Consider the following 11,967-nt stretch of genomic DNA (forward strand, 5'->3'; position numbering starts at 1 on the left):
CCACTGATCCGGTAAAACGGTTTGTTCAGCAGCAAGTTCATTCTTTACTCCCAAGACTTAAAGCTTGAATTCGCCTAGCTTCTTCGGCACCGCTACGTTCTTGAGCCGAACATATTGTGGCAGACCATCCTTATAGGGTGGGTAGTCCTCGCCCTTGATCAGAGGTGCCAGATATTCACGACATTTTTCGGTAATCCCGAAGCCATCTTTGGTGATAAAGTTTTTCGGCATCATCTTTTCGACGTTGGCGACCTTGCTGAGCTGCGCCATACCAACTTTCCACTTGTAAGGTGCATTCGACACACGGTCGATGGTAGGCATCACCGAGTTGTGGCCCTTGAGCGCAAATTCGACTGCCGCTTTACCCATCGCATAGGCCTGATCCACGTCGCTCTTCGAAGCGATGTGACGAGCAGCACGCTGCAGATAATCGGCCACGCCCCAGTGGTACTTAAGGCCAAGACCTTCGCGAACGATGTTAGCCACCACCGGTGCAACGCCGCCTAGTTGAGCATGGCCGAATGCGTCCTTGAGGCCTTGGTCGGCGAGAAACTTGCCGTCGGCACTCATTACACCTTCGGACACCACTACGGTGCAATAGCCGAATTTCTTAACCAGCTCGTCCACGCGGGCAAGGAATTTTTCTTTGTTAAATGTCACTTCCGGGAACAGAATCACGATCGGCTGCTCGGCGTCCTTGGTAGAAGCCAGCCCGCCAGCGGCAGCGATCCAGCCTGCGTGACGGCCCATCACTTCGAGCACGAACACCTTGGTCGATGTCTTGCACATAGAGGCCACGTCAAAGGTCGCTTCCAGAGTGGAGACAGCAATGTATTTGGCAACAGATCCAAAGCCAGGGCAGTTATCGGTGATCGGCAGGTCGTTGTCCACGGTCTTCGGCACATGGATGGCCTGGATCGGATAGCCCATCTTTTCCGAAAGCTGCGACACTTTCAGGCAGGTGTCGGCGGAATCGCCACCACCATTGTAGAAAAAATAGCCGATGTTATGCGCCTTGAACACCTCGATCAGGCGCTCATACTGGAGCTTGTTCTCTTCCAGACTTTTCATCTTGAAGCGGCAGGAGCCGAATGCACCGGAAGGTGTGTGGCGCAATGCAGCGATGGCCTTGGCGGTATCCTTGCTGGTGTCGATCAGGTCTTCGGTCAACGCACCGATGATACCGTTGCGGCCGGCATAAACCTTGCCGATGATGTCCTTGTGCTTGCGCGCAGTCTCGATCAAACCGCAGGCGGATGCATTGATCACCGCGGTCACGCCACCGGACTGGGCATAAAAAGCGTTCTTCTTAGCCATATCTTTAAGACTCCCTCAATTATTGATTCTGTTGACGCTTCGCGTCGTGGTCGGCCTGGAGCTTGAGTACGGTTACCACGCAATCCAGCAAGTCATCGTATTCCGCCTTGCCGGTACCGTACTGCTCGCGCGCCGAGTAAAAAAACTGGCAGCGGAAACGGTTATCATCCACCTTGGATATCACGAAACCGGCACCCTGCTCCTTCCACACCATCGCTGGACAATGCGTCAACTCCATCACAGCAGGATCCAGACGTAACTCGACGTCCGCCAACTGCACTTCCACCGGCTTGCCATAGCGCTCCCTGAGGGTAGCCTCGACCATCCACAGCTCGGAATCGGTGATGTTGGGGACGCCGCTCATGCTCTATCGTTTAACCCAATGCAGCGAAAATCGAGTCACGGATCTGGTCAACTTTACCCATACCGGAAACCTTGACGTATTTAGGCGCGCCAGCAGCACCCGCAGTGGCCCAATCAGAGTAGTACTTCACCAGCGGCTCAGTCTGTGCATGGTAGATATCCAGACGCTTCTTCACGGTTTCTTCCTTGTCGTCGTCGCGCTGAACCAGATCTTCGCCAGTCACGTCGTCCTTGCCTGCCACCTTGGGTGGATTGAAGATAACGTGGTAGGTGCGGCCAGAGGCCAGATGGGCACGGCGACCGGACATACGCTTGACGATTTCTTCATCAGGAACATCGATCTCGACCACATAATCGATCGGCACACCGGCGGCCTTCATTGCGTCAGCCTGAGGAATGGTGCGCGGGAAGCCATCGAACAGAAAACCTTTGGCGCAATCCGCTTCCAGGATGCGGTCTTTGACCAGACCGATGATGATTTCGTCCGACACCAGACCGCCCGCATCCATGATTTTCTTGGCAGCAACACCCAGCTCGGTGCCGGCCTTGACTGCAGCGCGCAGCATGTCGCCAGTAGAAATTTGCGGAATACCGAATTTTTCCTTGATGTAAGTCGCCTGAGTGCCTTTGCCGGCGCCAGGGCCGCCCAATAGAATTAAACGCATAAAACCTCCAATTGTCGTGTGTTTGTGGTTGCCCGGACGCATGTCCGGCCAAATAACTTTTTACCCAGCTTGTCGTCAAGGATATTCAAAAACTCTTACATATGCACATTCAAATTTTGTATCCACCCATAAATCTAGTTAAGAAGCCTCCTCACTCTTTGCAGATCCTCCTCGGTATCAACGCCCGCAACGGGCGCCTGCTCAACTACGGCTACGCCTATGCGATAGCCATGCCACAACGCACGCAACTGCTCCAGCGCCTCGAACTGCTCGATCGCGGCAGGTTGTAGCTGCTTGTAAATTTTCAGGAACGAAGTGCGATAGGCATAGATACCGATATGGCGATAGGCCGGCAATCCCGGCGGAAAATTTTCCGGCGCAACGGCAAACGCATCGCGCCCCCAGGGAATCGGAGCGCGACTAAAATACAACGCATGTCCATCACGGTCAGTCACCACCTTGACGATATTCGGATTGAACAGGTCGGAGCTATCATGAATGGCGTGGCTGGCGGTAGAAATCGCCGCCTCGGGATGGTCGTAAAGATGTTGCGCCACCTCACGGATAAGCGACGGTTCGATCAGCGGTTCATCGCCCTGTACGTTGACCACGATCTCGTCGTCACCCCAACCGCGTTGACTTGCCACCTCGGCAATTCGATCAGTACCGGAAGGATGATCGGATGAAGTCATACAGACTTGGTGACCACAGGCGCGCACGACGTCGGCGATGCCCTGGTGATCAGTCGCCACCCAGACTTCATCAGCACCGCTCTCCAGAGCACGTTCGACCACATGCAGCACCATCGGCCGGCCACCGATGTCAAGCAATGGCTTGCCGGGCAGGCGGGTGGAAGCGAAGCGGGCGGGGATGACGACTTTGAAGTTCATGAGAGCTTATTTACCGCAGAGAATCAAACCTCTTCCTCGGCCGGCAACTTGCGCGCCTCATCCTCAAGCATAACCGGGATGTCATCACGAACCGGGTAAGCCAGTCGGCAAGGCTTGCAAACCAGCTCCTGCTCGGATTTTTTGTAGACCAACGGCCCCTTGCATAACGGGCATACCAGAATTTCAAGCAGTTTGGCGTCCATCAATATCCTTCAATTTTTGTAGCACTGTCTGTCCGAAAGCCGGTGGCAAACTAGCCTCCACCGCCAGAGCCCAATAGCGTTCGTCGGCGAAACCGACACATTTAACCGCATCCTTCTCGGTCATCAGCAAGGCATCGGCATTTTCGTAATCCAGATCCTGCGACCGAAAGACGCAATGATCAGGGAAAGCGTGTTCCTCGAAAACCAACCCAAGACCACGCAAATGAGTAAAAAACCGTTGCGGATTACCGATGCCAGCCACGGCATGAAGCTCCTTGCCACTAAAATCGGCCGCAGAAGCATTCAATTCCTGGTTGAGCAAATTATAGAACACTCCGCCCTGGAGATTCATTTCAAACTCGTTGCGCAGGTGCATGGCCGCCTTCGGGCCGCCCCCGTTCACCACCACCGCATCCACCGACCCGAGTCGAGAAACACCTTCACGTAGTGGCCCTGCAGGCAATAGCAATCCATTTCCGAATTTGCGTTCCCCATCCACAACCACGATTTCCATATCGCGCTCGAGGCGATAATGCTGCAGGCCATCATCGCTCACCAGCACATCACACTCCGGATGCGCACGCAGTAAAGCAATTCCTGCAGCCACCCGGTCTCGACCAATCCAGACCGGGCAACCGCTTTTTTTTGCCAGCAACAGAGGTTCATCGCCCACGACCGCCGGCTCACTTCCGACATCAACCCCCACCATGCCACCTGTGCCGCCGCCGTAGCCGCGACTGACAACGCCGGGATGGTAGCCGTGTTGCCGCAAAAAATCAGTCAACCATAGTACCAGCGGAGTTTTTCCGGTGCCACCGACGCTGATGTTGCCAACCACGATCACCGGCACCGGCAATCGAATAGCGCGCAGCAACCCAACGCGGTAAAGCCCTCGACGCAGCGCCACAACCAGCCCGAACAAAATGCTCAGGGGAAGCAACACAACCTGCCACGGCGTTAGACTGAACCATTGTCGCTGGAGCCAGAGCATATTATTCGGGGTTGAGCGCCAGACCCAATCCCCGCCTACTTTTCTAGTTTCGCCTGAGTGGCAAAAGTGATGTGGCTGTAGCCCGACTGGCGCGCGGCCTCCATGACGTTCACCACCGCCTGGTGGGTCGCCTTGGCGTCGGCATTAATAATAATAACCGGATCCGGCTTATCCCCTGCGGCACGACGCAATGCCAGGCTGAGAGCAGCAGTATCGGCATCAGCCACGGCCGAACCGTTGACCATGTAACGTCCGCCGGCGTCCACTGCCACGTTGATGGCAGCAGGCTTGTCGGCCGGCTTCTCCGCCTCGGCGGTAGGCAGGTTGATTTGCAATTCGGCAATCTGGGAAAAAGTGGTGGTGACCATCATGAATATCAGGATCACCAGCAGCACGTCGATCATCGGGATCAGGTTGATCTCGGGGTCATCCTTGGCCCTGCCGCGCTGAAAATTCATGTTCAAACACTCACTTCCGCTGGCCGTGGACGATCTGCAGCAGTTTAATCGCCTGCTGCTCCATTTCCAGCACCAGCGCTTCGGCCCGGGCACGGAAATAGCGGTAAAAAATCATGCTGGGAATTGCCACGATCAGGCCCATGGCGGTGTTGTACAGCGCCACCGAAATGCCGTGGGCGAGCTGGGCGGGGCTGCCGCCGGTGGGGGTGAGGGCGCCGAAAATCTCCACCATCCCGATCACCGTACCTAGTAAACCGAGCAAAGGACTGACCGAGGCGATAGTACCGAGCGTATTGAGCGAAACCAGGAAAGACATGCCGTATTTCAGGCGAGGTTGTTCGATTTCATGGGCAACATGCCGGCCAGTTTCCTCGATCTCTTCCTGCATCACTTCGCGCGAACTCTTGGCATTCTTCAACCCGGCTGCAAAAATCTGCCCCAGATAGGAGTGCTTCTCCAGTTGCGCCAGCCTTTCAGCGTTCACCGCACCCTGCTTGATCCATTCCTGCACCTGGGCAAGCAAATTTTTGGGGGCAATCAGGTTGAATGTCCACAAATGCCAGCCGATAATCGTCAAGGAAATAATCGATGCAATAATCAGCGGCCAGATCGGCCAGCCCGCTGCTTGAATAATGGATAACACTCGCCCTTCTCCCTTATAATTCTGGCATTTCTAAAACGCCCGTAACTTTAGCCTGCCACAGTGTTTTCAGCAAGCCCGGTCAAGTAGCGCATCAAGAAAGAGGTTTAACTTATTGTCGTAAAAACCCTTTACTGACTATCCACAAAGACTGTGGATAACACTGTGGGCAAGTTGTACGCATTTACCCTAACTTGCCCACAGGAAAAGGTTTTTTTACGCAGGTTAAAATTTAACCTTCTGTTTTATTGTTTAAAATCAATTAATTATAAAATATACAATGGGCTCATGGTGATAGCACAAGTTACACCTGCATACGCCAAGCTTGTGGATTAATGTAGAATGGAAAAATGCATTTCGCCCCAGCACTTACAGACGAATCTCCGGTCCTCAGCGTCAGCGAACTGAACCGCCGTGCGAAACAGTTGCTGGAGAAAAATTTCCCGCTAATGTGGATTTCCGGAGAAGTCTCCAACTTCATCGCTGCTGCGTCCGGCCACTGGTACTTTTCTCTCAAGGACGGCAACGCCCAAGTGCGCTGCGCGATGTTCCGCCACAAAAGCCAGTATATCGACTGGCAGCCGCGCAACGGCGACCAGATCGAAGTGCGCGCTCTGGTTACCCTGTACGAACCGCGTGGCGAATATCAGCTTAACGTCGAAAATATCCGGCGAGCCGGGTTGGGGGCGCTGTACGAAGCCTTCGGAAAGCTCAAGGCTTGCCTTGAACAGGAAGGTCTGTTCGACGAAGCATACAAAAAACCACTGCCCTCCTTTCCCGGGCAAATCGGCATCGTCACCTCCCCTGCCGCCGCCGCACTGCGCGACGTACTCACTACACTGCGGCGGCGCATGCCCTCGATCCCGGTCATCCTGTACCCCACCCCTGTGCAGGGCGAAGGCGCCGCAGCAAAAATCGCCGAAGCAATCCGCACTGCCGCCAACCGATCTGAATGCGACATCCTGATCGTCTGCCGTGGCGGCGGCAGCATCGAAGACCTGTGGGCTTTCAACGAAGAAATTGTCGCGCGGGCGATCCATGCCTGCCCCATCCCGGTGATCAGCGGCGTCGGCCATGAAACTGACTTTACCATCAGCGATTTCGTTGCCGACCAGCGCGCCCCCACGCCGACTTCAGCGGCAGAACAAGCCAGTCCCAACCGAGTCGACTTGCAGCACCGGATCGAAGCCATGCACGGCCGCCTGAACCGTCATCTGCGGCAGAAACTGGAACAGCGCATGCAGCAGGTGGACTACCTGTCGCGGCGACTAGTCCATCCCGGCGAAAGGCTGAACGCTCGACTGACACATCTGACCCACTTGAACCAGCGCCTGATCAACAACGCCGGCCATGCTCTCGCAGAACGTGAATGGAATTTGCAAAAACTGGCTCACCGTCTGGCGGCAGCCAAGCCTGACATCACCGCGTACGAAACAAGCCAGCGCGATCTGGCGCGACGCCTTCAGCTTTCTCTGGCCCACCGGATGCAGGATTACAAAATCGGGCTGCAACAACTACAGGCCAACCTCGTCCATCTCAATCCGCAGTCGGTGCTTGAGCGCGGGTTCAGCATGGTGCGCTCGACCGACGGGAAAATCGTCTACGACAGCAAGGAAATCGCTATGGATGAAGCGCTTTCCATCACCTTCGCGCGCGGCAACGCCGAAGCCAAGGTAACGCGCAAGGAAGATGGCCGATGAACCTGAAATTCTGGAAAAAGAAAAAAACGCCTGAAGAAAGCGACAATAGCGCTGCAGATGAAACCATCGTCGCCACGGAAGCCGATCCGGCTCCGGTAAAACCAGGCTTTTGGACGCGACTGAAAATCACCCTGTCGTCATCGCGCAAGAAAAGCGCGCCGGAGAAGGAAGAGGCGTCTGAGTCCTCCGCGAGGCACAAGAAAGATAAGCATCAGGATGAAGAGTCTGAAGCGCCACCTCCCAAGTTGGGCTTCCTGGCCCAACTAAAAAAACTCCTATTGCCTTCACGTAAAAAGAACAAAACCGAGGACGCAGAAAATCCAGAGGACCCCAGATCTTCGGCCAAACGCACAGACAGGAAACATCCGGATGAAGAGCCGGAACCCACCGACATCCCCGCAAAAAAACCCAGGAAACGGCTAATGATAGCTCTGGCACTCCTGATTCCGTTGGCTGCCGGCGGAGGTTTTTTTGCTGCAACTAAAATATTGCCGCCGCCAGCACACCACGAAGCACCGCCAGCTATAAACGCGGCTTCGCAGGAAGTAAAAACTGACGGGCAACCCGCACCTGAGCCGACCGAAACGGCAGAACAAGCGCCGCAACCTGAGCCCGAGCAGCCTCCGACCGAACCTGCGCCACATCAGGCAGACAACGCCACGGCACATGCAGCGAAGGCCCCTGAGCCGCCAGCGGAAGCGCCCGTTGCCGACGCACCCGCCCCGACCGATGAGGATATCCAGACTCAAATCGAAGCGATGAAAAAGCACAATCAGGAAATGCAGGCTCAAATCGAGGCGCTAAAAAAACAGCACTCTGCCGCAAGACCGGCAAGGACTGCCGCCCCGCCCCGGGAGGGCGTGCTGATCATCAACGGCAAGAATGCCAAAGAAAGCGTCCAGGGCCTCAAGGAAGTCATCGAGGGCATGAATGCCTCTTCAGGCGGACAAAATACCGACGGGCGCTAGCGCAAACCTGTGTTTTCCGTAGTAGCCGTTTATTTCGAATCAGCGATAATAAGCAACTAACAAAAAAAAGAACGGTCGCCCGTTTAAAAGTTCAATATGCCATTAACACAAGCGTGGCCACTCTTTGGCAAACACTTTCATCCAATCAACAGCCGGCACGGCCACGTAAAATTGGGGCTGCATGCTCGCGCTTAGACATCATGGCTACTGGAGAGCCCTGCTAGCACTACTGTTGACGCTGGCTACGGGTCTAATACAAGCGCAACCGTTGGTGCTCACCGAATTGCCGACGGGTTCGCTTGGCACTTGGGCAAGTTTGCTAATAGAGGATGGACCGCCACTGGGTCTGGGTGACGCGCAAACCCGTCAACGCGAGGGTCTGTTTCGCAAGGACAACCGGGCGGTGCTGACCTACGGTATCGGCTCCCGCCCACGCTGGGTCCATCTGGAACTTTTTAACCCGACTACCGAATCATTGCCCTTCCGTTTAGTCACGGGGACAACCTGGACTGACCAACTCAAGCTATTTGTCGTACATGACAACCGGGTAACCGCCAGTTGGAAAACTGGGGATGACTATCCCAAGCCACTTGAACTCACTCCGGGAATAGGCTTCACCTTCACGACAAGTTTTGCTCCGGGGCGCAGTGACCTGTACTTGCGAGTCGAATCGATCGATCCACTGGTGCTCCCGATCAAATTGATGACAGAGAAGCAAGCACTATCAAGCGAGCGGTTGGTGCATTACAGCTATGGCTTCATTTATGGCTTCCTGATTGCCCTGTTGGCCTATAACGGCATGCTCTTCATCGGATTGAGAAAACGTAGCTACCTCTATTATTCTCTGTACCTGGTCAGTCTCATTCTGCTCAATTTTGCCTATACCGGTCATGGCAGTGCTTGGCTGTGGCCGGATTATCCACTGCTGCAACGCTATATGATCCTGTTCCTGATGGTGCTGTATGGCTGTTGTGGACTACTTTTCGCCAGCCGTTTCCTTGCCCTGGCGGAACATGCGCCGCGTGTGTTGCGGCTGGTACGCCTGAGTGCCGTATCGGGATTGAGCCTGATTGCATTGTGCATCATGGCGGGTAGCCAGCTAGGCGCAGCACTGGTGGCTTTCAGCTTCATATCATTGTTCACCCTGGGCATGGTTCTGCTCGGCATCCTCACCATTCGCCATGGCCGGATGGCTGGCCGCTACTTTCTCGTAGCGACACTTTTCGGCATGGTTGGCGCGGCCTCCACCACCCTTGCCGTATGGGGCTGGCTGCCCTTTAACTCGTTGACTTATCACGGACTTGAGTATGGCGCCATCATTGAAGCAACGCTTCTGGCACTGGCGCTGGCCCACCACTACAACGAAATGACTGCAAAGCTTTCCAGGATCACCTTATCGCGTGACGTATTATCCACAGAGGTTGCCGAACGCAAGCAGGCCGAAAAAATGCTGCGCAAAAGTGAAGAATCCCTCAAAGAATCGCAGAGCATCGCAGGCTTGGGCAGTTATGTTCTGGACATTCCCACTGGACGATGGAAAAGCTCGGACGTGCTTGATCAGTTGTTGGGTATCGACGAAGCATATGAACGCTCTTTACAGGGATGGGTTGCTTTGACCCTTCCAGATGACCGCTCGATGATAGAAGACTACTTTAGTAATGAAGGCATTGGGCAGGATAAGGAATTAGATAAGGAATACCGCATTCTCCGTCACAACGACCATACCGAACGCTGGGTTCACGGGCTGGGCAAATTGGAATTCGATGCCCAAGGTAACCCAGTAAAAATGCATGGCACGATTCAAGACATCACCGAGCGCAAGCAAGGCGAGACGGAACTTCGCATCGCCGCCACCGCTTTTGAATCGCAGGAAGGCATGATCATCACTGATGCCAACAGCGTGATTCTGAGGGTCAACCGTGCCTTCACCGAAATCACGGGCTACACGGCTGAAGATGCTGTGGGCCAGACACCACGCCTGCTTAAATCCGGCCGGCACAATGTGGACTTTTATGCCGAAATGTGGGAAAGCATCAAGCGTACTGGGAGCTGGCAGGGTGAAATCTGGGACCGGCGAAAAAACGGCGAAATCTATCCCAAATGGCTGACCATCACCGCAGTAAAATCAGACGACGGAACTATTACCCACTACGTTGGCGCGCACACCGACATCTCCTCGCGAAAGGTTGCAGAAGACGTGATCAAGCGTATGGCCTTCTACGACCCACTGACCCAACTGCCTAACCGACGACTTCTCAACGACCGCCTGAGCCAGGCCATGGCTGCCAGTACGCGTAGTGGTTGCTATGGCGCACTGATGTTCCTTGATCTGGACAACTTCAAACAGCTAAATGACACGCATGGGCATAGGGCTGGCGATTTGCTGTTAATTGAGGCGGCGAATCGTCTGAATCATTGTATGCGCGAGATGGACACAGTGGCACGCTTCGGCGGCGATGAATTTGTCGTAGTGCTAAGCGATCTGACTGCTGATAAAGTCGAATCGGCTTCACAAGTTGAGATCGTTGCAGAAAAAATCCGTATTACGTTATCGGAACCCTATCTGCTGAACATCAGCCACGATGGAAAGGCAGATACCACGATCGAGCATCACTGCACCGCAAGTATCGGCGTGGTCATGTTCATCGACCACGCCGGGAGTCAAGACGACATCCTGAAGTGGGCTGATGTGGCGATGTATCAGGCGAAAGAGGCGGGGCGCAATTTGATTCGGTTTTATGATTCGACAGCTAGCGAATCCACATAGAAGTCGAAACCGTTCTGAACAAGACTCACTAGCCATTTTCGGCGTCGCCTGCCGCCGACTACTCTTTGTTTACAGCTTCCCGCGGAGCCAGTCGAAAACCGCATCAGTCAAGTTTCTCTCCAGGCAATCAAACTCTGCTATCCCCTCCATGCCACGCAGCCAAGTCAGCTGCCGCTTCGCCAACTGGCGCGTGGCGGCGATGCCTTTCTCGCGTAACTCGGGCGAATCGAACTCCCCATCCAGGTACTGCCAGACCTGGCGGTAGCCGACACAGCGCATCGACGGCAGGGAAAGATCAAACTCATAACTCCGCCTCAATTGTTCCACCTCTTCGATCAGGCCCTGCGCCAGCATTGCGTCGAACCGCTGGGCAATGCGCTGGTGCAGTACGGCGCGATCGCCCGGCAACAAAGCCAGAGCGTGGACGTGATATGGCAGATCGGCAACGGCCTCCTTTTCGAGCAGCGAAGACATCGTCTGTCCACTGAGAATACACACTTCCAGGGCACGCTGGATGCGCTGCGCATCGGCTGGGTTGAGGCGCGCAGCGGTGACCGGGTCGAGTCGGGCGAGTTCCACATGCACTGCGGGCCAGCCGCTTTCAGCGGCCATGGCATCGATGCTTGCGCGGGTGGCTGGATCGGCTTGAGGCAGGTCATTCAACCCCTGCCGCAACGCCTTGAAGTACAGCATGGTGCCGCCTACCAGCAGGGGAATACGGCCGCGGGCAGTAATCTCCGCCATCAGCCGGAGCGCGTCCTGCCGGAACTGCGCGGCGGAATAACTTAGTGTCGGATCGATGATGTCGATCAGGTGGTGCGGCGCTGCTGCCAACGTCTCCGCATCGGGCTTGGCCGTGCCGATATCCATGCCGCGATAGACCATCGCCGAATCCACGCTGATGATCTCGCATGGCAGGCGCTGCACCAGATCGACCGCTACGCCGGTCTTCCCACTGGCAGTGGGACCCATGAGTAAAATTGCCGGGGGCAAACGAGAATCTAG

At 55.2% G+C, this 11,967-nt stretch carries 12 protein-coding genes; 3 read left to right on the forward strand and 9 right to left on the reverse strand.

The window, feature by feature from the left end; translation table 11 throughout:
- Positions 1-57: 57 nt before the first annotated feature.
- The 8 genes from SCD_RS09340 to SCD_RS09375 form a co-directional block, all read right to left on the reverse strand.
- On the reverse strand, positions 58-1,317 hold the full coding sequence (locus SCD_RS09340; protein ID WP_009204892.1) for a 6-phosphofructokinase: 1,260 nt from the start codon (positions 1,315-1,317) through the stop codon (positions 58-60).
- Between the two features lie 19 nt (positions 1,318-1,336).
- Positions 1,337-1,681, reverse strand: coding sequence for a hypothetical protein (locus tag SCD_RS09345; RefSeq protein WP_009204893.1), 345 nt, complete (start codon positions 1,679-1,681; stop codon positions 1,337-1,339).
- 10 nt (positions 1,682-1,691) lie between these two features.
- Complete coding sequence (adk, locus tag SCD_RS09350) at positions 1,692-2,345, reverse strand: adenylate kinase (RefSeq protein WP_009204894.1); 654 nt, start codon at positions 2,343-2,345, stop codon at positions 1,692-1,694.
- Positions 2,346-2,479: 134 nt separating this feature from the next.
- Positions 2,480-3,235 carry a 3-deoxy-manno-octulosonate cytidylyltransferase gene (gene kdsB, locus SCD_RS09355; RefSeq protein ID WP_009204895.1) on the reverse strand — a complete coding sequence of 252 codons (756 nt, stop codon included), beginning with the start codon at positions 3,233-3,235 and terminating at the stop codon, positions 2,480-2,482.
- A gap of 23 nt (positions 3,236-3,258) precedes the next feature.
- A complete protein-coding gene (locus SCD_RS09360) occupies positions 3,259-3,438 on the reverse strand; it encodes a Trm112 family protein (RefSeq protein ID WP_009204896.1) in 180 nt (59 codons plus the stop codon).
- Positions 3,419-4,429 carry a tetraacyldisaccharide 4'-kinase gene (gene lpxK / locus SCD_RS09365; protein ID WP_009204897.1) on the reverse strand — a complete coding sequence of 337 codons (1,011 nt, stop codon included), beginning with the start codon at positions 4,427-4,429 and terminating at the stop codon, positions 3,419-3,421. Before lpxK ends, SCD_RS09360 begins: the two co-directional genes overlap by 20 nt.
- 35 nt (positions 4,430-4,464) lie before the next feature.
- Positions 4,465-4,887 carry an ExbD/TolR family protein gene (locus SCD_RS09370; RefSeq protein ID WP_009204898.1) on the reverse strand — a complete coding sequence of 141 codons (423 nt, stop codon included), beginning with the start codon at positions 4,885-4,887 and terminating at the stop codon, positions 4,465-4,467.
- 10 nt (positions 4,888-4,897) lie between these two features.
- Complete coding sequence (locus SCD_RS09375; protein WP_009204899.1) at positions 4,898-5,530, reverse strand: MotA/TolQ/ExbB proton channel family protein; 633 nt, start codon at positions 5,528-5,530, stop codon at positions 4,898-4,900.
- A gap of 347 nt (positions 5,531-5,877) precedes the next feature.
- On the opposite strand from SCD_RS09375, the gene xseA reads away from it, so the two are divergent.
- The 3 genes from xseA to SCD_RS15730 all read left to right on the forward strand — a co-directional run bounded on the left by xseA (position 5,878) and on the right by SCD_RS15730 (position 10,962).
- Positions 5,878-7,227 (forward strand): exodeoxyribonuclease VII large subunit, encoded by a 1,350-nt coding sequence (gene xseA, locus SCD_RS09380; RefSeq protein WP_009204900.1) that lies wholly within the window; start codon positions 5,878-5,880, stop codon positions 7,225-7,227.
- Complete coding sequence (locus SCD_RS09385) at positions 7,224-8,195, forward strand: hypothetical protein (RefSeq protein WP_009204901.1); 972 nt, start codon at positions 7,224-7,226, stop codon at positions 8,193-8,195. Before xseA ends, SCD_RS09385 begins: the two co-directional genes overlap by 4 nt.
- Positions 8,196-8,376: 181 nt before the next feature.
- A complete protein-coding gene (locus tag SCD_RS15730; RefSeq protein WP_009204902.1) occupies positions 8,377-10,962 on the forward strand; it encodes a diguanylate cyclase domain-containing protein in 2,586 nt (861 codons plus the stop codon).
- Positions 10,963-11,031: 69 nt separating this feature from the next.
- Here SCD_RS15730 and miaA read toward each other — a convergent pair whose 3' ends face one another.
- Positions 11,032-11,934 (reverse strand): tRNA (adenosine(37)-N6)-dimethylallyltransferase MiaA, encoded by a 903-nt coding sequence (miaA, locus tag SCD_RS09395; RefSeq protein WP_009204903.1) that lies wholly within the window; start codon positions 11,932-11,934, stop codon positions 11,032-11,034.
- Between the last annotated feature and the right edge of the window lie 33 nt (positions 11,935-11,967).

The sequence above is a fragment of the Sulfuricella denitrificans skB26 genome, from assembly GCF_000297055.2.
Classification (GTDB): Bacteria; Pseudomonadota; Gammaproteobacteria; order Burkholderiales; family Sulfuricellaceae; genus Sulfuricella; species Sulfuricella denitrificans.

Bases quoted from the DNA above. Each gene is read 5' to 3' on its own strand.
- xseA (WP_009204900.1), top strand. From the start codon at position 5,878: ATGCATTTCGCCCCAGCACTTACAGACGAATCTCCGGTCCTCAGCGTC.
- adk (WP_009204894.1), bottom strand. From the start codon at position 2,345: ATGCGTTTAATTCTATTGGGCGGCCCTGGCGCCGGCAAAGGCACTCAG.
- SCD_RS15730 (WP_009204902.1), top strand. From the start codon at position 8,377: ATGCTCGCGCTTAGACATCATGGCTACTGGAGAGCCCTGCTAGCACTA.
- SCD_RS09360 (WP_009204896.1), bottom strand. From the start codon at position 3,438: ATGGACGCCAAACTGCTTGAAATTCTGGTATGCCCGTTATGCAAGGGG.
- SCD_RS09345 (WP_009204893.1), bottom strand. From the start codon at position 1,681: ATGAGCGGCGTCCCCAACATCACCGATTCCGAGCTGTGGATGGTCGAG.
- kdsB (WP_009204895.1), bottom strand. From the start codon at position 3,235: ATGAACTTCAAAGTCGTCATCCCCGCCCGCTTCGCTTCCACCCGCCTG.
- SCD_RS09340 (WP_009204892.1), bottom strand. From the start codon at position 1,317: ATGGCTAAGAAGAACGCTTTTTATGCCCAGTCCGGTGGCGTGACCGCG.
- SCD_RS09385 (WP_009204901.1), top strand. From the start codon at position 7,224: ATGAACCTGAAATTCTGGAAAAAGAAAAAAACGCCTGAAGAAAGCGAC.
- lpxK (WP_009204897.1), bottom strand. From the start codon at position 4,429: ATGCTCTGGCTCCAGCGACAATGGTTCAGTCTAACGCCGTGGCAGGTT.
- SCD_RS09370 (WP_009204898.1), bottom strand. From the start codon at position 4,887: ATGAATTTTCAGCGCGGCAGGGCCAAGGATGACCCCGAGATCAACCTG.
- miaA (WP_009204903.1), bottom strand. From the start codon at position 11,934: ATGGGTCCCACTGCCAGTGGGAAGACCGGCGTAGCGGTCGATCTGGTG.